Raw genomic sequence first — 19,942 nt, forward strand, 5'->3', positions numbered from 1 at the left:
AATGACAATGGCAAGCAAATCGCAGCTCGCCTCCTTCGTCCCTAAGCTGCTGGAGGAATTGTCCCAGTTCGGCGCTGATCCGCGCGGTGGAGTGACAAGGCTGCTTTATACGGCAGAGTGGCTGGAGGCGCAGCAATATTTAGCTCAGCAGATGCAAGAGCTGGGCATGGACGTTTATTTTGACCGGGTAGGCAATTTGTTTGGCAGGCTGCAAGGTACTTCGGGAGAAGGGCCGGTTGTCATGACAGGCTCGCATATCGATACGGTGCAGTCAGGCGGCTTCTATGACGGGGCTTATGGTGTCGCCGCTGGAGTTGCAGCTTTGGCGCATTTGAAGGAGACTTACGGGCAGCCTGTAAAAACGCTTGAGGTAGTCTCGCTCTGCGAAGAGGAAGGCAGCCGTTTTCCGCTTACTTATTGGGGTTCGGGCAATATGACCGGTCTGTATGATTCAGAGCAGGGCGCGGAGTGTTATGATGCTGCCGGAATTAGCCTGCAAGCGGCGATGCACGCCTGCGGCTTTGGCAAAGCAGAGCAGCGTGCTCCACGCAGATCAGATATTGCAGCGTTTGTGGAGCTGCATATTGAGCAAGGGCCTGTTTTGGAACAGCAGCAGCTCAGCGTTGGCATTGTCGAAGCGATCGTCGGGCAGCATCGTTATACGGTAACGGTAGGCGGAACAGCCAATCATGCCGGGACGACGCCGATGCCGCTGCGCCGCGATGCACTGGCTGGAGCGGCTGCGATGATCGTGCAGCTGGAGACGGAAGCGATTTTAACCGGCTCCCCGCTCGTTGCTACGGTTGGGAAACTGACGACAACGCCAAATACGCCGAATGTCATTCCCGGTTCCGTAAGCTTTACGGTCGATGTTCGCCATATCGATGAGACAGCCATTCGTGAATTTTGCCAAACGGTTTTTCAGCAGTTTCAAGAAATCGCTGGCGAGCGGGGGCTGTATGTGACGGTTGAGCAATGGATGGAAGCAGCGCCTGCCCCGATGGATGGACAATTGCGTGCCCGGCTGTCACATATTGCTGAGCGAATGTCTTTGCCTTATACGGTTATGCCGAGCGGGGCGGGGCATGACGCCCAACTGCTGTCAGGCGTATGTCCTACAGCGATGTTGTTCGTTCCTAGCCATGGTGGCATCAGCCATTCGCCAGAAGAATATACGTCGCCGGACCAACTGGCAGCAGGGACGACGATGCTGTCCGCTTTGTTGTATGAGCTTGCATACGAGGAGAAATGATGATGAAGAGCTACCGAGAACTGTCGCCTTCCCCCCGCACGATTATGACGCCCGGCCCAGTTGAGGTTGACCCGCGAGTGCTTCGTGCGTTATCTTATCCTATACTGGGTCAATTTGACCCCGAGTTTACGGCGCTTATGAATGATACGATGGAAATGCTGCGCAGCTTGTTTCAAACAGACAATCGCTGGGCTTATCCGATAGATGGAACGTCGCGTTCAGGCATTGAAGCGGTACTTAATAGCTTGATCGAGCCGGGCGACAAAGTGCTGGTTCCGATTTATGGCCGTTTCGGCAATCTGCTTTATGAAATTGCCGAGCGGTGCGGCGCAGAGGTCGTGGCGCTGGACAAGGAATGGGGCGAAGTATTTGAGCCGGATGAGGTTATCGCCGCTATTGGGCAAGAGCATCCGGCGCTTGTGCTAATGGTTCACGGGGAAACGTCCACAGGCCGAATGCAGCCTTTGGAAGCGATTGGTAAAGCCTGCAGGGAGCAGGGCATCCTGTTTGTCGTTGATGCCGTTGCGACCATCGGCGGCGTTCCCGTCGAGACGGACGCCTGGTGTATCGATGCGGTCATTGGCGGCACGCAAAAATGCTTATCCGTTCCATCAGGCATGGCACCGATAACGTATAATGACAGGGCAGAGCGGAAAATCGCCGCCCGCAAAAAGGTAGAACGAGGCCTGCTCGTTCCGGGAGATGCCGTAAGCGGCAACCGCCGCCCAGCTATCCAGAGCAACTATTTGGATTTGAGCCAGCTTCAGGATTATTGGGGACCCGCAAGGCTTAATCATCATACGGAGATGACCTCCATGCTGTATGGCTTGCGAGAAGGGCTGCGCATTTTGCTCGTTGAAGGGCTTGAGGAGCGATTCGCGAGACATCGCAGACATGAAGCGGCGCTAATGGCAGGATTGGAAGCAATGGGATTAACTTTGTATGGAAATCCGGCTTGCAAGCTTCCGGTTGTCACTTGTGTGACGATTCCTGAAGGGGTGGATGGAGAAGCTGTTCGCAGCATGCTGTTAAGCAGCTTTGGCATTGAAATCGCCAGCTCGTTCGGAGTGCTAAAAGGAAAAATTTGGCGTATTGGCACAATGGGCTACAGCTGCAGCCAGAAAAATGTGCTGCATGTGCTCGGTGCGCTTGAAGCGGTACTGATTCGGCATGGCGCAGCTTTGCCAGCTGGAGAAGGCTTGCAGGCAGCACTAGCTGTGTATGACGCCTAAGGCCGTTGAACTTATGCTATTTAATACCGCCGCCCGGGTTTTTCCTGGTTCGGCGGTTTGCTATAGCTTTTGCTACTATTTTAAATTTAAAGGAGTGCTTACGATGAGAAATATATTGGTACGGGAGCAATTGAAAAAACTGCCCAAAATCGATTTGCACTTGCATTTGGATGGCAGCGTTTTGCCGAATACGCTCCGCGAGCTGGCAAAGGAGCAAGGCAAGGAGCTGCCCGTAGAGGCAGGGAGCGACCTGACTCCGTGGATGCTTGCAGATGAAAGCTGCACAAGCTTAAAGGAATATTTGAGCAAATTTGCGTTTGTGGAGCCATTTTTGCAAACGCCAGAGGCGCTGGAGCGCGTGGCCTATGAAGTAGTTGCGCAATCGGCGGCGCAAGGCTGCCGTTATATTGAGGTGCGTTTTGCACCGCTGCTGCATATTAAAGGAGGTTTGTCGCTGGAGGAGGCGATGCGTCATACCATTCATGGCTTGCGGCGTGGAGAGCGGGATTTCGGTGTGAAAGCGCGAGGAATCGCCATCTGCCTGCGCCATGACTCCTACGAGCGCAATGAGCAGGTCATATTGGCTGCTGCCAAGCTGCATGGCGATGGAATTGCAGCGGTAGATTTGGCTGGCGATGAAGCATCCTTCCCGCCAGAGCTGCATCGTTCCTTATTTGCGCTCGCTGCTAGCAAGGGACTGCCGATTACGATTCACGCTGGAGAAGCAGGCGGTGCGCAAAATGTACAGGAAGCAATTGAGAGCCTTGGGGCAACACGTATCGGGCATGGCGTGCGCATTACGGAAAATCCTGCTATTATGGAAATGGTACGCCGTACAGGCACACCGCTGGAACTATGCCCGCTGAGTAACATACAGACGAAGGCCGTTAGCGGCTGGGATGCCTACCCGATTAAAGCCTTCCTAGCAGCGGGTATTCAGGCGACAATTAACACGGATAACCTGACGGTTTCGGGTACAACGATTGGTCTGGAGTATGAGCTGTTGATGGAAAAATGCGGCGTGACACTGGAGGAAATCGGCAGGCTGATTTTGAACAGCGCCCATGCAGCTTTTTTGGAGCAGGAAGAAAAGCGGCAGCTGATTGCCGACATTGAACAGGGGCTCGAGGCTGCGGGTGTGAAGCCTGTCCTATAAGGAGAGTCCCTGATTCGGAAACAATGGAGGAAATGACGTATGCGAACCATTTTAGCCGTAATTGGGGATTATTATCATCCTGCGGAGGCAATTGCCGAAGGCTTGCAGCAAAGCTTGGCGCCATTAATGGCGTCAGGGGACATTGAGTTCAGCTATACAACGGTCAAATATTTGGCGGAGGAACTGGCAGCGAAGCCGGATGCCGTCATTTTGTACAAAGATAATAATGTCAATCCCGCCGATGAACAGGTTCAGCAATGGCTTGACGAGGAGACAGAGCAGGCGATTTTGCGATATGTCAGGGCGGGCGGAGGCTGGTTCGCCTGGCATTCCGGGCTTGCATCGTATCCGGCAGAAGGTGGCTATGTACAGATGACGCGGGGTTATTTTCAGCATCATCCCGAGCAGAAGCTTGTGCGTTCCATAACGATTCAGCCTGCTGAACGTTCAGGCGAGGAGCATGTGAATATAGCGGCAGACCTGGCGTTTGAAACGGTCGATGAGCATTATTTTGTACATTGTGATGAAGCGTCAACAACGGTATTTATGCGTACTTATTCCGAGGATGGGCAGTCGATTGGCGGGTGGTCCCATGCATACGGTGGCGGCCGCGTATGTTGTTTGACGCCAGCGCATAATCGAGAGAGCCTGCTGCATCCGGTGCTGGGCGAGCTGGTGAATGCATGTGTACAGTGGTGCGCCCGCATGGCATAGCGTTAAATTTTCTTTTTAAACGATCATTTTCGACCTGTATAAAAGCTTGTAAAGCGCGGTTCCTGCAAATAATAGAGGAACTGCGCTTTTGTCTGCTATAATAAGATCATAAGCATTACGATTAGAGGGTGGTGGGTTTGAATGGACAAAGTGATAGATGAGCAATGTGACGACACATGTATAGGGACGAAGCAGGAGGGTGCGGATCTGCTGACCGCAAAGGTCGAGGAGCAGACGGCAATTGATCTGGCCGAAATGTTTAAGGCGCTAGGCGACCCGACACGAGTTAAAATGATTTATGCACTGCTTTCGCAAGAGCTGTGCGTACATGATTTATGCGTCGTGCTGGATATGGCGCAGTCGGCTATTTCGCATCAATTGCGTTACTTGCGCAATGTGCGTATTGTAAAGCGCCGCAAAGTCGGGAAAACCGTCTATTATTCGCTTGACGATGATCATGTGAAGGAAATTTTCATCCAGACGCTGCAGCATTTGCATCACAGCTAAGTGCTGCGTCCAGATAAGGAGAGGATTGAGACGTGACGGAAATGTCGCCAATGATTATACAGGCTCGCGAAGAGCATATTGCGGACGCTGTCGCTTTTGCAGCATTAGTACGTAAAGAGGTCATGCCGATGTTTGCGATAAATGGTTTGCCGCCGGATCTCGTGAATTTTTCTGAGCATTATTTGCAGCAGGCGGGGGCGGCTTTTTTTCTGGCACTTTCGGAGCGGGGAGAAATAGGGGGGTGCATCGGTGTGCAGCCCTATGATAACCGGATTGAAACGGCTCAATATGAAGCGAATCGTCCGGCCGCCGAAATTGTAAAATGCTATGTAGCTGCTGGCAGCCGCAGAAGCGGCGTAGGCTCACTGCTTACAGCAGAGGCCAAACGTTTTATCGCACAGCAGGGCTATAGCGTAGCATATTTGCATACGCATCGTTTTTTAAAGGGAGCAGTCGATTTTTGGCAGCGGCAGGGTTTTGTCATAACGGCTGAAGATCAAGATGAATGGCAGACGGTACATATGGATGCGAGCGTTACATAACCGTACTATACGAACTATATTGTTCAACTTGTAACTAGACCGATTCAGGCGCGTAGCGCTTGAACGGTTTTTTTTACATAAGTTGGGCCAAACCTTGACATACCCCCATGGGGTACTATATGATAAAAGCAACAACACATACCCCCACTGGGTATATAAAGGTGGCAATCAGGATGGAAAACAGGCAAACAACACTGGAAATTTCGGGTATGACATGTGCAGCATGCGCGAATCGCATAGAGAAAGGCTTGAATAAGCTGGAAGGCGTATCGCATGCGACAGTCAACTTTACGATGGAGACGAGCCATGTCGAATATCGTGCGGATACGATCGATTTGGCTGCGGTCATCAAGCGGATCGAGCAGCTTGGCTTTACAGCTGAGGAGAAGATAGAGCAGAAGCAAGGGGCGGAGCGTCGGCGTGACGAGATCCGCAAGCAGCAGTTGAAGTTCATCCTATCGGCAATACTGTCGCTTCCGCTTTTATGGGCGATGGCGGCGCATTTTTCCTTTACATCGTTCATATGGGTGCCGGATTTATTGCTCAATCCGTGGTTTCAGCTGGCGCTGGCGACTCCTGTACAATTTATAATCGGCTGGCCTTTTTATAAGGGGGCATTCAATGCGCTGCGCAGTGGGGGCGCGAATATGGATGTCTTAGTAGCGCTTGGGACGTCGGCGGCCTATTTTTACAGCTTGTATTTGACGTTGAAGCCTGAAGAGCATGTTGGGATGGCTAATATGCCAGTTATGCAGGAGCTGTATTATGAGACAAGCGCCTTGCTCATTACGTTGATTTTACTTGGAAAATGGTTCGAAGCGCTTGCTAAAGGCCGCTCATCGGAAGCGATTCGCTCGCTCATGGGACTGCAAGCGAAAACAGCGCTCGTCGTGCGCGACGGCTCTGAAGTGAGCATCCCGGTCGAGCAGGTGATCATTGGCGATCAGCTTATTGTGAAGCCGGGCGGCAAAATTCCGGTCGACGGCATTGTGCTGGACGGCAGCTCGGCGATCGACGAATCAATGCTGACTGGAGAAAGCCTGCCTGTTGACAAGCAGTCAGGCGACCAAGTATTCGGAGCCACGATTAATAAAAATGGCGTCCTGCGTGTTCAGGCAACGAAGGTTGGCAAAAATACGACGCTTGCGCAAATTATTCATATTGTCGAGCAGGCGCAAGGCTCGAAAGCGCCGATCCAGCGAATAGCTGACCGCATTTCCGGCATATTCGTTCCCATCGTTGTAGGAATTGCCCTACTCGCTTTCGCGTTGTGGTACTTCTGGCTCGAGCCAGGTATGTTCGCTGAAGGGCTGGAGAAAGCTATCGCGGTGCTCGTTATCGCTTGCCCATGCGCACTCGGACTTGCGACACCGACCTCTATTATGGCGGGATCGGGCCGGGCGGCAGAAGTCGGCGTCTTGTTCAAGGGCGGTGAGCATTTAGAATCGACGCATCATATTACAGCGGTGCTGCTCGATAAAACGGGTACGGTAACGGAAGGCAAACCTTCGCTGACCGATGTTATCGTGGGAACTAATATATCGGAGCAGGAACTGCTTTCCCTCGTTGGCGGAGCCGAGAAAAGCTCGGAGCATCCGCTTGCAGAGGCTATTGTAGCCGCAATTGAAGCGCAGAACATTGCTGTTCCCGAAGCAACTGAATTTACAGCTATTCCGGGCTTTGGCATTCGGGCAACTGTGGCGGGCCGCGATGTTGCTGTCGGAACACGCGCTTTAATGGAGCGTTACGCTGTTGTACACAACGGTGAGGCGTCCATGGCCGAGCTGGAGGAAGCTGGGAAAACGGTTATGCTGACTGCTGTTGATGGCCAATATACCGGCATGATTGCGGTTGCGGATACGATTAAACCATCATCCAAGCAAGCGATTGACCGCCTCAAGCATCTTGGCATTCAGGTCATGATGATTACAGGAGATAATGCACGGACTGCTGCGGCTATTGCGAGCGAAGCGGGTATCGAGCATGTTATCGCTGGCGTGCTGCCCGAAGGCAAAGCCGAGGAGGTCAAAAAGCTCCAGGCGGCCGGCATGAAAGTAGCAATGGTTGGGGACGGCATTAATGATGCCCCGGCGCTGGCGGCAGCGGACATCGGCATGGCGATGGGGACAGGAACGGATGTTGCGATGGAGACGGCGGATGTCACACTTATGCGCGGCGATTTAAACAGCATTGTCGACGCCATAACGATGAGCAAGAAGACAATGCGCAACATTAAGCAAAACCTGTTTTGGGCGTTGGCCTACAATGTAATCGGCATTCCGATAGCGGCAGCGGGCCTGCTCGCGCCTTGGCTGGCAGGGGCGGCGATGGCGCTTAGTTCCGTATCGGTTGTACTCAATGCGCTGCGCTTGCAGCGGATGAAAATCAAAGCGTGACCTTTATTTCTCTGCGAAACGTGCGTTGCCTCTAAAGGATGGCAACGCACGTTTTACGCTTGTCCTTAATGCTGATGCTAATGGCAGGGTTGCCCGGCCGCCTATGAATCGGGTATTCTAAGAAGGTACTTCATTTCGTTTCTGGGAGAGGACAGCATCCAATGAATAAAAATGCAAAAATTGGCGGCGGCGGCATTCATCATATCGCGCTGCGCGCATATGACTTTGAAGCAACCGTGAAATTTTATACAGAAGGACTCGGCTTTACGCCAAGACATAGCTGGGGTGAAGGAGATGGCCGCGTTATTATGCTGGATAGCGGCGATGGCAACTATCTAGAAGTATTCGCTGGCGGCAAGGCGCCGGTGGCGGACGAAGGCTCCTATTTCCATTTAGCTTACCGCTCCGAAAATATAGAGCTTGCCGTACAGTCAGCAGTAGCAGCTGGCGCCGTTGTGACGGTGGAGACGAAGGAAGTTGTACTCGGCGACAATCCGCCAACTCCGGTGAAAATCGCTTTCGTCAAAGGCTTGAATGGCGAAATCATTGAGTTTTTCCAAAGCACAGGTGACAATCAGCTGTAAGCAATCGGCAGGCTATAAGCAAGAATCATCATCTTATGTCAAAAATGCTGCGACAGCCGGAGGCGATGCCTGCGGTTGTTCCGGCTTATGGCCTCCCATTATGAAGGCGGGCCGCTATTTTTATTGGCGGTTTTAGTAGTAAGGAGGGCTTGAATGATCGTTGTTATTATGGTTGCAGCGCTTGCGCTGCTATTTTATTTATTTTTGATATTGCCGACGCAGTGGTTTAAGGTGGAGCGTTACCATTATTCGGCGGGATTGGGGCTCAAGGTGCTGCAAATTAGTGACCTGCATGTTGAAAATATTCGCATCAGCCCGCAGCGAATCCAGAAGCTGATTGCCCGTGAGCAGCCGGCATACATATTCCTCACCGGAGATTTTACCCAGCAGCTGCGCTATTTACCGAAGGTTCAGCAATACATGAAGGCGATTTGCGCAGCTGGCATTCCGATTTATGCCGTTTACGGCAATCACGACCATCGGCTTATGGCTTCCGGCGTGCGCGAGCTGACGAAGCTTCTGAATCGGGAAGGCGTTATCGTTCTGACTAATGAGAGCATCGATTTAGGCGCGTTTCAATTGGTTGGCATTGACGATTGGGGCAGCAAAAAAAGCAAGCCTGGGCAAGCTTTTCTCCACGTTGATCCATCTAAGCCCATTATCGTGCTGGCTCACGATCCCAATACGGTGCTGCACATTAAGCATTCCTATGATTATCTCATGTCGGGTCATTTTCATGGCATGCAGTTTAATGTTCCGTTTCTGTTCCGGTTTATTAACAAGGGCAAGCTCGCTGCTTCTGGCATTTATAAGGGCCAGCATAAATGGAGCAACGGCACCTTCTATATTTCCAAAGGCATTAGCCAGACCGAGCCCAATGCCAGATTCCTCATTCGCAGCGAAGTGACGGTGCATCAGCTGTAGAACGGCTATAACAAGGGGGCCATCCTGATGATTTATGTAGTTAGACATGGGCAAACCGATTATAACAAGGAACAAAGAATGCAAGGAAGGTCGGGACTGCCACTAAACGAGCACGGGATAATACAAGCGAACCAGCTAAGAGAGCGACTGCGGGACGTCACCTTTAATTTTGTATTTTCTTCTCCGCAAGAAAGAGCTGTGCAAACAGCTGAAATAGCAACCGGTGCCACTGCCATTATTGATGCAAGGCTCGATGCTTTCGATTTAGGGGAAGCGGATAAATTAAAAGCGAGCGAAGTGAAAATGAAAGGTTTTACTCCTGATTCAAGCGTCTATAAAGGAGTGGAAGAGACCGATCTTTTTGCTGAACGAGTTTTTAGTTTTATGAGTGAGCTTCAAGCGATGAATGAAGGTAAAGAGGTTAATATTTTAATATCCGGACATGCTTGTACAACGGGCTGTATCGGTGCTTACTTCAATGGTATACCGGATGATGGGAATATTACGAGGTACTCATCAGCTAATTGGGACTACAAGACCTATGAGTTCAAATCATTGATGGGCGATTAGCAAAATAGAAGATACCGTAAGCAGCTTATCCTTATGAGGAAAACGAGCTGCTTTTTTCTATTGCAAAAAACGCATCGTATACTCGCTAAAAGAAGCTGGGTATACGATGCGTCTCGCTTGGCTGAGGATTGTCATGTCTTTCAGGACTTATATTCCTCGGCAGTCAAGGCGAAGAGGAGGTGATCCTCCCACACTCCATTAATTTTTAAATAGCGAAGGGCAAGGCCCTCTTGGCGAAAGCCGGTACGCTCCAGAACACGAATGGAAGACGTGTTTCTCGGCATTACCCCAGCTTGTAGGCGATGCAGGTCAAGCTGCTCGAAAGCATAGGCAGTGACTAAGCGAACAGCCTCCGATACATAACCATTGCCTTGATGGGCGCGATCGAGAAAATAACCGACATTCGCATTTTGCAGTGGTCCTCTTATCACATTAGATAACTCGATTCGGCCAATTAACTGCTGCTCCAGCATAATGCCGAACGGATAAGATGCAGCTTCAGCCTGCTTCTGTATGCCTAGAAGAATATGCTCTTGCTGGCCTTCCAACGTGAGGAAGTTATCGGGGCGTACGGGATCTACAGGCTGGAGAAAGGCTTGGTTGCTTAATCTGAGTACAAGCATGGCCTCGGCATCAGCAAGCTCAAGGGGCTTTAAATAAATGCTCTGCTTTATTGTCATCTATCGGTACTCCTTTCTGATAGCCGAACCTGAAATCGGAGGCGCGGCCAATGGGAATAGAAGCCGGCAATTAAAAAATGCTAAGCTTAAAAGGCTTCTTGTATAGCGGATAAAGCCATTTGACCCCGCTCGGCGTCAACGTATCTGCAAATAAATGGGATAAATATCCAATGACTGCAACTCGCATAATGCCCTCAAGATGAAGCTGCTGCTCCAGTCCCCAGGCGATCGCGCCCCATGCCGCGGTAGCCCATACCGTATGCGTCATGCCGCGATGCTTGAGCCAAGGCGCCAAGGCGACGAATGCACCAAGGCCGATAAGCCAGTTCATGCCGAACCAGAAGCCGCCGTACACAAAGGCTCCGCCGATAGCGCTGACAAGTGCATTGCGGATGACGCCGCGCTTCGCAACGAGCCCAAGCAGCACAACGCCAACGGAAGCAACAAGCAGCTTCCAGCCAACGGTATGATTCACCACATACAAATAGCTGACAATCGCAATCATAATAACGCCGCCCCAAATGAGCAAATCATGAATGAGCTTGGATACTTTGCCAAGCTTGCTGCTCAAAATACTAGGGCCATCAAGATCCGCGCTTAAGGCGGAGATCGCGGCAACGGCTACATAAGCAGCCGCATTCGCAGGGGTGAAGGAATAATAAGCTGCCGCACCGGCTCCTATAACCATGCCAATCGTAAGATGTGTCGTGCCTTTCATTGTTCCTCCTAATGCCTGGCTATTATCCAGATATGTATTCAAACGTATGTTCGCTATATTATTATACAAGAAATACGCGAAGGGAACAAGAGTGCGTATCTGTGTGACGTCATAATTTTTAAGAAAAGTTTCAGAATATATGAGAATAATCTTTCATAATTGATGAGAAATGCATATTTATACATCTTAATGCATAAAATGAGGCTCGTCCTTATGAAATGATCCTTCAGATGACAAAAAGGGAGAATATAGGTTAGCTTGACTGGACTAGCGTACAGAATCAATCCTCTTGCCATTGCCAAGTGAATGGGTTTGAATAAAAAATATCTGCGATATTCCAGTTACAAGATTTTTTTTCGTAATAGACACTTTTCGAATATGCAGCCATAATGCCTAGCCAATTTTCACCCAACAATTATATTTGCTTATACAAGAAGCCCATTAAGCTCATATCCTGAAATAAAATTGGACATATTCTCCAATGACTTGGTGAAAATCTTTTGTAAGTAATCCTGTAATTTTCTCAAGTTTTTCCTCAACAGAAGATCTCCTTTAGAAGATTTGAAACCATGTAGTAACGTTAAATTGTGTCATAAGTGATGGTTGAGTAGATGATTGTGAGTGAGCTATGCCAGCGATGTGACCAAACTCTGAACTTAAAAAAATGTCGGATGACAAGAACATACATTCATTAGGATCTGCGCGCTGCGCGGCTTTTTCATTTTAACGATGCAAGATCTTGTCCTGGACTTTGGACAAGATCTTGCATCGTTACCCGATTGAGGACAACAACTTGCATAGTTTACCGTGGTCCTCGATTGACGACAATGTCCTTTTGACAAGCGTCAGACGTAAAGCTAAACAGGCTTTATGTGATTCTAATCCAAGGAAATTAATGTTATGATTGGATTGAAGCAATGATTAAATCAGCAATTTGTTTCGGATGAGTAATTGGAGCCAGATGACCTGCGCTAATTTCAAAACTGCGCCAACCTTGTTCGGCTGCCTCAGAAGCCGTTTGATGAAACATTGGGAATTCCATGCAACAAATATAAGAACGGGACATTTGTGCTTGTTTTTCCAAGGAGTAGTTGAGTTTCTCCATATGTGTTGATAGCGGCATTCTGGTTAGGAAGGGAGTAATGGCTGCAGAGATTTCGGTATCGTTTAATCCAAATGTCTCTACAGGCGGCGGCTCAACTAAGGAGGGGTTCGATGACAAGAAATGCTGCATGAGGGAATATACTTCTGGATAATGGTCTACGACAGACTCGCCTGTTTCGGTAATAAAACCGTCTACAATTACGATATCGCAACTGACTCGACCGAACAAACGATCTGCGGCTCCCACAGCAACCATTGCTCCATAACTGTGACCGACCAGCACAACGTTCGTCATGTTCTCGAACAATATAAGATTTACAATATCCTCGATATGCACGGATAAATTAATGTCCCCAGTCAGCAAATGTTTGCGTTCGCCAAGCCCAGTTAAAGTCGGAGCCAGAACACGATACCCTTTGGCAGCCAATTGATTGGCGACTTCTCTCCAACTCCATCCCCCTAACCAAGAACCATGAATGAGGACAACCGATGGATTCTCTGAAATCTCTGCATCGTAAAACATAGTACGTTCACCCTCCTATTATTGTTCACCATTAGTGTGTGTGTTCACTATGTGTGAATGTTTTTAACATCATTATAACGATGTTTATCAATTTTGCAACTATTTTCAGAACAGATGTCAACTTAGTTTACAAATAAAGGGGAGGGGTGAAAAACATACCGCGCGTTGCCTAGATAAACGTCCTTGTCCCTTCCTTGCGAAAAAATATCAAATCTATTACTATTTAGACAACATCAACAAATGTATGGGCTAGAACACTACTTTAAGGCAGGGTGAATGCATGAAAGAGATGGAAGCTCCAAATCGATTAATTTCCTCCTCTCAGGGAATCCAATCTCTAGAGATCGCTTTTTCCATACTGAAATGTTTTAAAGAGGCGAAAGCTCCCTTGTCCGTATCGGAACTGTCCAAAAGAATGGATATGCCGAAGAATAAAATTCATAAATACCTGGTTAGTTTTACAAGAGTCGGCGCTCTTATTCAGAATAAAAAAGACTCGTCTTACGCCATGGGGCCATCCTTAATCGAGTTAGGCTTGGTCGCGCTCCAACAATTCGATGTTGTCAAAATCGCCAAACCTCATATCCGCGAATTCAGCAAACAAATCAATCACTCCGTAGCGCTTGCCATCTGGAGCGAGGAAGGGCCGATAATTGCTGAATACGAACGAAGCGATAAACCGATACAGGTCGAAATTCGAGCCGGCTATCGCTTTCCATTGTTGATGACGGCCCTTGGTAAGTGTTTTGCCGCTTTTCTTCCGTTCTCGCAGGTTCAGCCATTAATACAACGGGAGATCGACAACTATCAACTTGACGAGCAGATGGTGAAGCAGGAATTGCAGACGATTCGAGAGGAACGAGTTTCCTTTCGCAATACGCTGTTTGACGGAATACCTGGGAGCATGTCAGTAGCAAGTCCGATTTTTGACTATACGGGAAACATGGTTGCCGCACTTTGTCTCATCGGATTTACTGGCGAAATCGATACTAGTCCATCCTCAATAGATGTACTCAAGCTCAAGGAGAAAGCTAATCAAATAACCAATCAACTGACATAGGGAAAAAAGACACTGCGCTCATCGACTCATCGACCGCAGTGTCTTTTTTTTATGTAACTTTTCCTTGCATGAGAAACAAAGTTAAATTATAATGGGCTCAAATCACTAATAGTGTATATCGTACACTTATAGTGAACTAATTAAAAACTAAAGAATAGGAGTTGTTCAAAAATGAATCAAACTTTCAAAGCAGCTGCCGTTCAAGCTGCCGCCGTCTATTTGGATCTGGATGCTACGATCGACAAAACGTGCAGGCTCGTGGATGAGGCCGCAGCTAACGGTGCTAAGGTTATTGCTTTTCCGGAAGCGTTCGTACCGGGATACCCTTGGTGGATATGGCTTGGCAATGCCGACTATGGAATGAAGCACTACATTAGGCTGTACGAGAACTCCGTTGAAATCCCAAGCAAATCCATTCGGAAGTTATCTGAAGCGGCCAAACGCAACAAGGTTTATTTCTGCGTATCGGTCACCGAGAAAGATCGCGGTTCCTTATATCTGACGCAGTTATGGTTTAATCCTAAAGGCGACTTAATCGGCAAACACCGTAAATTAAAAGCAACGAATGCGGAGAAGATGATCTGGGGCGACGGCGATGGAAGCATGATGTCCGTGTTCGAGACGGAGTATGGCAATCTCGGCGGGTTGCAATGTTGGGAGCACCTCATCCCACTAAATCTCTCGGCAATGGCTTCCATGAATGAACAAGTGCATGTTGCCTCCTGGCCAACAGGATTGCCATATGATGGCCATTTGTTCAGCATCGAGGTGTGCGAAATTGCAACGAAGTACTACGCGATATCTAATCAAACCTTCTGTCTGTTGGCTTCCCAGATTTGGACAGAAGAAATGAGAGATATGCTCGGAGAAACCGAGTACCAAAGAAATTATATGAAGATTGGATACGGCTTCGCGAAGATCATCGCGCCGAACGGTCATGTGATCAGCAATACGCTAGAGCATGACGAGGAAGGTATCGTGTATGCGGACATCGATCTCAAACAAATCATTCCCGGCAAATTCCTGATCGATCATGCGGGGCATTATTCCACTCCCGGCTTCTTAAGCTTAACTTTCGATAAATCCGTTCATGAGCCTGTAAAGGTGATCGGCGAATCGAAGCCAAATGTTATCGGATACGAAGCTATTCAAAATAGCTAACAACAATTGTCGGAGAGGACTAATTAAAACCATGAATAGCAGTCTTGAACGGAAAATTACCGAACTCGCATGGAGAGACCCTTTGTTTGCTGAAATGATTGAAACGGATCCGCATCGAGCGCTGGCGCAAATAGGGGTAGAAGTGCCCGGAAATGTTAAGCTTGACATTCGGAGGCAAAGGAGAGACACCCTATACTACGTTATTCCGCCTTATTCAGAGGAGCCGGAAAAGGCCGATACGGTCATTAATCAAATGGATCTGTGGCAGAGTGCCGAGTTGTTCGTCTGGATCATGCCCCAGAAGCTGAAAGTACAACTCTTGGCGATGCGACAAAGCTACAGGAGGAATAACCCCTAATGGATCAACATGATATTTTTACCGGTCATTACCGATTGCTTCAACGAGATCAAGCTGCCCGCCAGCGCTTAATGAGCGGTCCAAAAGCAGGATTGGATGAGTATTTTGGATCAGGCACGGTACCTGAAGGGGAATTTCGAATTGAAATTATCTCCCAAGAACCGGATACCATTACGATCCTCCTTCCATCGCCCATAGAGGAAGATACGAGCAATGAGGCATTGGATGCTGCTTGTCGCCGTATCTATGACATCTTGTTTACAGACGGAGTGGGGGGATATCTGATCCCCGATGATTCCTTAACCTGGGTACTTCGAGATATGCGCTCTAAAGTACTTGATCGCTCTCTGGGAGAATAAATGAAAATGATAAACAAGAATGTTACGGATAGGATGAAGGATTATTTTACTGCGAGCATTCAACTCGATGTACGAATGTTTGAAGGTATTTATGCTTCTGAATTCGAAAGCGTGCGAACCGATCTCAAGGGACAGCTTATCCTTATTTCTAGAGAGCAACTTCTTCATAAAGTTCTCCAATTGAAAGAACAGAAGTTGTCACTTCCCGGTCTGAATAAAATCGAATTATTAGGCATATCCGAATATGGAGACATTTGTTCGCTCTTATATCGGATGGTTAAGGGAGAGGAGCAAGCCATTCATCATTACGTCTGGCAACAGACGGATAATCAGTATTTTATGGTTAGGCAGTTTACTGTGGAACAGGATTTAACTTATTTGCTATAACGATAAATTGGAGGTTTGAACTATGGATAGACAAAAGGAATGAAAATAACGATGAGTTTCATCCCTCTCAGAGAAAATATTGTTTTATAATAAACTATTATTATTATTTTAATTGTTATTGTTATTGCAATGTATAGAACGTGCTGTTCATATTTAATTGTTTCCCACAAAACTAAATTTCATGAAAGAATTTTGTTTTGCACAAAATAAAATTGGAGGATTTCATATGAAGAAAATAAATCCCGATACCCTTACGAGTACAGTGACGAGTCTGATATCTCAAATCGTCGTTGCTCCCGTTTCTCAGCTAGCCTTTATTTCCGGGCAAGTCGCGTTAAATGAAAAGGGAGAGCTTATCGGAGAGGGGGACTACGGGCTGCAGGCAAAGCAAGTGTTTACTAACGTAAAGCTCGCATTGGAAGCAATTGCGACCGGGCCGGAGAATATCGTACAAATGAAAATTCATGTCGTGAACCATAAGCCCGAGTTGGTTGATTCGATCTTTAGAGCAGGCTTTGAAGTATTCGGCGACCAGTGGCCGCTTACGGCAAGCACCTTTATAGGCGTTCAGGCGCTTGGCTTTGAGGAATGGTTAGTTGAAGTCGATGCTATCGTATCCATTTTACACTAAGAGAGGAGCAAATAAGAATGAATTATGACGTTATTGTAATTGGTGGAGGACCCGTTGGAATGATGTTGGCTGAGGAACTGGCATTGGCTGATGTTAAGGTTTGCGTATTGGAAAAACTAGAAGCCACTACGCCTTACTCGCGGGCGCTTAGCATCCATCCCCGTACATTAGAGATGTTGGACTTGCGGGGATTGAAATCGGAATTGTTGAAGATTGGCAAACCTCTCCCTACAGGCCATTTTGCAGGCTTGGAAACTCGGTTGGACTTTACAGTCATCGACTCTTCCTCTAATTATTCCTTGTTTATCGCCCAGTCGGAAACGGAAAAGGTGCTAGAACAGAGAGCGAAGGAACTTGGCGCCGATATTCGCCGCGGAATGGAAGTATTATCGGTAACTCAGAGCTCTGATTCTGTCGAGGTTATTGCTTCCGGAGCTAGCGGTCAAATTACATTAACGGCAGCTTATGCGGTTGGCGCCGACGGAGCAGGCAGTATTGTACGAAAGCAGGCCAACATTGCCTTTAACGGAACGGATGCAACACTTACTGCGGTTCAAGGAGATGTCGTATTTAAAAATCCGCCGAAAACGAGCGTCGTTTCCAGCTTTAATGAAAAAGGAATGATTATGATTGTCCCCGTCTCGAAGGAGTTGCACCGTGTCGTCTTTATCGATCCGGAAAGAAATTCAATACCGAAGGACGAGCCCGTTACTTTGGAAGAACTGCGCTCGGGTATGATCCGCATGTTAGGGGATGACTACGGGATTTCCGATCCCTACTGGATGACTCGTTTCGGCAATGCAACCCGTCAAGCGGAGCGCTATAGGGAAGGAAGACTGTTCCTTGCGGGGGACGCCGCTCATATTCATTTCCCAGCCGGCGGACAAGGAATGAATGTGGGCTTGCAAGAAGCCATGAATCTTGGATGGAAACTAGCTGCCGAAGTGAAAGGATGGGCTCCCGAGGTGTTGCTGGACAGTTACCATGCGGAACGGTTCCCCGTTAATACGGCATTACTTCGGAATACAAGAGTACAAACCCTATTGTTCGGCACCGATTTTTCACCTACAACGATTCACCTTCGCAGAATGATTTCGGATTTGTTACAAAGTCCGGATGCAAACTATCGCTTAGCCTGTCAAATTGCGGCCATGGATGTTCATTACAACGAACAAGAGAATGTATCGTCACATCTTCTAAATGGCAGCCGACTTGCAGAGATTAAATTACTTTCACAGAATGGCGATGTCTTCAGCAGTTATGAGCTATTCCGTGATGGTAAATATATATTATTGAATCTAGCTTCGGATAAAATTACAGAAGACATCGTTAGTAATCTGCAGCACCAACATTTCAAATTCGTAAGTGCAACTTTGGCTGAACAAGCCAAAGGCTGGGAAAATGTGCACACTGCATTGATTCGACCGGACGGATATATTGCATGGGCAATCTCTGCAACCGAAGCCGATTTAATTAACCGAATGGAGCAAGGAATTAAGCAAATCAGCAGAGGTTAAATCTTTCTTTGCCTATATTGTTTTTGGAAAAACAATATTCTGCCCGGAAGCATTTTAACCAAAGCTTTCCGGGCAGAAGCTTTTTAATTGGGGGAGTCCTTATGAAGAAAGTTCCAGTTGTTTACATTACGCTCACATTATCAGCCATTTTTTGGGGAGCAAACTTTAACGCCGGAAAGATTGCTGTAGAAGTGATGAGCCCGACACAAGTGGCAGCTTGGCGATTTATTATAGCTGGTGTGGTCATACTCGCTTTGTACTGGGTAAAGGAGCGACCCACCTGGTCATTGATCAAACCCTATGCTCTGATTTATCTCCTAATGGGGATCGTCGGGATCTTTTTAATGAATATTTTCTTGTTTAAAGGGTTAGAGGCTACAAGCCCCATCAACACATCATTAATAACGGCTACCAATCCGATGCTTACGATTTGCCTGTCTGTTTTCTTATTGAAGGAGAAAATTAACTTTCGCCAACTTGGAGGAATCGTGATCTCTTTCTTGGGAGTGTTATTAGTTCTTACGAATGGTTTGCTGACTGAACTGGGATTGATCTCGAAAGGTGACTTATACGTATTGCTTGCAACTACACTCTGGTCTTTATATGGAATCCTCGGCAAAAAATATGTCGGCAACGGTTCGCCTCTTGCAACAACCGCCATAACAATGGCAGTAGGTGCATTGTTCTTTCTGCCTTACTCTTCTATTACTACGGGGGAAGCCACTTCAGCTAAGGTCATGGAAGCATGGCTAGCCGTGATCTTTATGGCTTTATTCTGTTCTGTACTAGCTTATTTATGGTGGAATCAAGGTATATCACGTATCGGCGCTAATAAAACGTCTTTGTTCTTTAATATCGTTCCCATCTCAACGATGGCCATATCTGCCTTATCGGGCGAAAGAATAGGTACGGCTCAGCTAATTGGCGCCCTTGTCACCATTTGCGGGATTATCTTGTCGACGAGGACTCCGAAATCAAGCCGCCCTGAATGTTTTACGCAAAACAATCATGTATAATGGAGAGGAGAGTCATGCATAGAGGAGACGAAACGGATGCAGCCAACGGATCTATCTAAACAGTGGATATTCAAAAACTTTATACATCTTGTTAGCCAACAGGAGATGAGGGATAGCAAGTTCGCATTCCGAATGCGCGAAGAAATGCAAAATTTCGAAAAGGAATTTGGCGAAAAGAGCAATCTGACTCTGTCGGATATTCACCTAATCGCATGTATCGGAGATTTCTCCCCGATCAATGTAACCTCCATTTCCGAAAAAACCGGATTAACGAAAGGCTCCATCACAAGAATTAGTAAAAAGCTGTTGAAGCTTGAACTGGTAAAAAGACAGCAGATTAACGATAATAAAAAAGAAGTTTATTATAGCTTGACTCCAAAAGGCCAAAAAGTTCATCTTATTCACAATCGAATCCATCATGAAATTGAAGAGCGCTTTATGAAGTTTTTGGATAAATACACAGATGAACAGCTCAATTTTGCGAGAAACCTAATGCAAGACTTGACGGAATGGGATTATTAAGCAATTTGTACGGTGTAGGAACAAAAACG

General features: G+C 47.7%; 22 protein-coding genes. 19 read left to right on the forward strand and 3 right to left on the reverse strand.

All coding sequences use genetic code 11. The features are described 5' to 3' along the window. The first annotated feature begins 1 nt into the window (after position 1). The 10 genes from allC to WH37_RS24085 all read left to right on the forward strand — a co-directional run bounded on the left by allC (position 2) and on the right by WH37_RS24085 (position 9,877). A complete protein-coding gene (gene allC / locus WH37_RS24040) occupies positions 2-1,252 on the forward strand; it encodes an allantoate deiminase (protein ID WP_046233169.1) in 1,251 nt (416 codons plus the stop codon). Positions 1,253-1,254: 2 nt separating this feature from the next. Next, on the forward strand, positions 1,255-2,484 hold the full coding sequence (locus tag WH37_RS24045; protein WP_046233170.1) for a pyridoxal-phosphate-dependent aminotransferase family protein: 1,230 nt from the start codon (positions 1,255-1,257) through the stop codon (positions 2,482-2,484). A gap of 103 nt (positions 2,485-2,587) precedes the next feature. Continuing rightward, entirely contained in the window at positions 2,588-3,640 is a 1,053-nt protein-coding gene (gene add, locus WH37_RS24050; RefSeq protein ID WP_046233261.1) for an adenosine deaminase, read from the forward strand. Positions 3,641-3,679: 39 nt separating this feature from the next. Beyond that, complete coding sequence (locus WH37_RS24055) at positions 3,680-4,354, forward strand: ThuA domain-containing protein (RefSeq protein WP_046233171.1); 675 nt, start codon at positions 3,680-3,682, stop codon at positions 4,352-4,354. A gap of 141 nt (positions 4,355-4,495) precedes the next feature. After that, complete coding sequence (locus WH37_RS24060; protein WP_046233172.1) at positions 4,496-4,861, forward strand: ArsR/SmtB family transcription factor; 366 nt, start codon at positions 4,496-4,498, stop codon at positions 4,859-4,861. Between the two features lie 41 nt (positions 4,862-4,902). Next, positions 4,903-5,403 (forward strand): GNAT family N-acetyltransferase, encoded by a 501-nt coding sequence (locus tag WH37_RS24065; protein WP_063838039.1) that lies wholly within the window; start codon positions 4,903-4,905, stop codon positions 5,401-5,403. A gap of 173 nt (positions 5,404-5,576) precedes the next feature. After that, a complete protein-coding gene (locus WH37_RS24070) occupies positions 5,577-7,799 on the forward strand; it encodes a heavy metal translocating P-type ATPase (protein WP_046233173.1) in 2,223 nt (740 codons plus the stop codon). 161 nt (positions 7,800-7,960) lie between these two features. Continuing rightward, complete coding sequence (locus WH37_RS24075) at positions 7,961-8,383, forward strand: VOC family protein (RefSeq protein WP_046233174.1); 423 nt, start codon at positions 7,961-7,963, stop codon at positions 8,381-8,383. A 153-nt stretch (positions 8,384-8,536) separates the two neighbouring features. Next, positions 8,537-9,307: a metallophosphoesterase gene (locus WH37_RS24080; RefSeq protein ID WP_177217878.1), complete on the forward strand. Its 771-nt coding sequence runs from the start codon at positions 8,537-8,539 to the stop codon at positions 9,305-9,307. A gap of 27 nt (positions 9,308-9,334) precedes the next feature. Next, positions 9,335-9,877: a histidine phosphatase family protein gene (locus WH37_RS24085; protein WP_046233175.1), complete on the forward strand. Its 543-nt coding sequence runs from the start codon at positions 9,335-9,337 to the stop codon at positions 9,875-9,877. A 140-nt stretch (positions 9,878-10,017) separates the two neighbouring features. Here the strand turns inward: WH37_RS24085 and WH37_RS24090 are convergent, their stop codons facing one another. From WH37_RS24090 to WH37_RS24100, 3 genes are all read right to left on the reverse strand, one after another. Then, complete coding sequence (locus WH37_RS24090; protein ID WP_046233176.1) at positions 10,018-10,557, reverse strand: GNAT family N-acetyltransferase; 540 nt, start codon at positions 10,555-10,557, stop codon at positions 10,018-10,020. Between the two features lie 70 nt (positions 10,558-10,627). After that, on the reverse strand, positions 10,628-11,275 hold the full coding sequence (locus WH37_RS24095) for a metal-dependent hydrolase (protein WP_046233177.1): 648 nt from the start codon (positions 11,273-11,275) through the stop codon (positions 10,628-10,630). Between the two features lie 898 nt (positions 11,276-12,173). Beyond that, entirely contained in the window at positions 12,174-12,902 is a 729-nt protein-coding gene (locus WH37_RS24100) for an alpha/beta fold hydrolase (protein WP_046233178.1), read from the reverse strand. 280 nt (positions 12,903-13,182) lie between these two features. Between WH37_RS24100 and WH37_RS24105 the strand changes: the two genes are divergently transcribed. The 9 genes from WH37_RS24105 to WH37_RS24145 all read left to right on the forward strand — a co-directional run bounded on the left by WH37_RS24105 (position 13,183) and on the right by WH37_RS24145 (position 19,913). Beyond that, positions 13,183-13,962 (forward strand): IclR family transcriptional regulator, encoded by a 780-nt coding sequence (locus tag WH37_RS24105; RefSeq protein WP_046233179.1) that lies wholly within the window; start codon positions 13,183-13,185, stop codon positions 13,960-13,962. A gap of 171 nt (positions 13,963-14,133) precedes the next feature. After that, positions 14,134-15,123: a carbon-nitrogen hydrolase family protein gene (locus WH37_RS24110; protein WP_046233180.1), complete on the forward strand. Its 990-nt coding sequence runs from the start codon at positions 14,134-14,136 to the stop codon at positions 15,121-15,123. Positions 15,124-15,154: 31 nt separating this feature from the next. Continuing rightward, positions 15,155-15,481, forward strand: coding sequence for a nitrile hydratase (locus WH37_RS24115; RefSeq protein ID WP_046233181.1), 327 nt, complete (start codon positions 15,155-15,157; stop codon positions 15,479-15,481). Further along, the gene (locus WH37_RS24120) at positions 15,481-15,840 is read left to right on the forward strand and encodes a hypothetical protein (RefSeq protein WP_046233182.1); all 360 of its coding nucleotides are present in this window, start codon (positions 15,481-15,483) and stop codon (positions 15,838-15,840) included. The genes WH37_RS24115 and WH37_RS24120 overlap by 1 nt, the downstream gene beginning before the upstream one ends. 6 nt (positions 15,841-15,846) lie before the next feature. Further along, the gene (locus WH37_RS24125) at positions 15,847-16,227 is read left to right on the forward strand and encodes a hypothetical protein (RefSeq protein ID WP_143088369.1); all 381 of its coding nucleotides are present in this window, start codon (positions 15,847-15,849) and stop codon (positions 16,225-16,227) included. Between the two features lie 226 nt (positions 16,228-16,453). Next, positions 16,454-16,858, forward strand: coding sequence for a RidA family protein (locus WH37_RS24130; protein ID WP_046233184.1), 405 nt, complete (start codon positions 16,454-16,456; stop codon positions 16,856-16,858). Positions 16,859-16,875: 17 nt separating this feature from the next. Then, the gene (locus tag WH37_RS24135; protein ID WP_046233185.1) at positions 16,876-18,375 is read left to right on the forward strand and encodes a monooxygenase; all 1,500 of its coding nucleotides are present in this window, start codon (positions 16,876-16,878) and stop codon (positions 18,373-18,375) included. A gap of 101 nt (positions 18,376-18,476) precedes the next feature. Further along, positions 18,477-19,391, forward strand: coding sequence for a DMT family transporter (locus WH37_RS24140; RefSeq protein ID WP_046233186.1), 915 nt, complete (start codon positions 18,477-18,479; stop codon positions 19,389-19,391). Positions 19,392-19,427: 36 nt separating this feature from the next. Then, positions 19,428-19,913: a MarR family transcriptional regulator gene (locus WH37_RS24145; protein ID WP_046233187.1), complete on the forward strand. Its 486-nt coding sequence runs from the start codon at positions 19,428-19,430 to the stop codon at positions 19,911-19,913. The last annotated feature ends 29 nt before the right edge of the window (positions 19,914-19,942 follow it).

Origin of the sequence: Paenibacillus algorifonticola, assembly GCF_000971975.1 — a bacterium.
Taxonomy (GTDB): domain Bacteria; phylum Bacillota; class Bacilli; order Paenibacillales; family Paenibacillaceae; genus Pristimantibacillus; species Pristimantibacillus algorifonticola.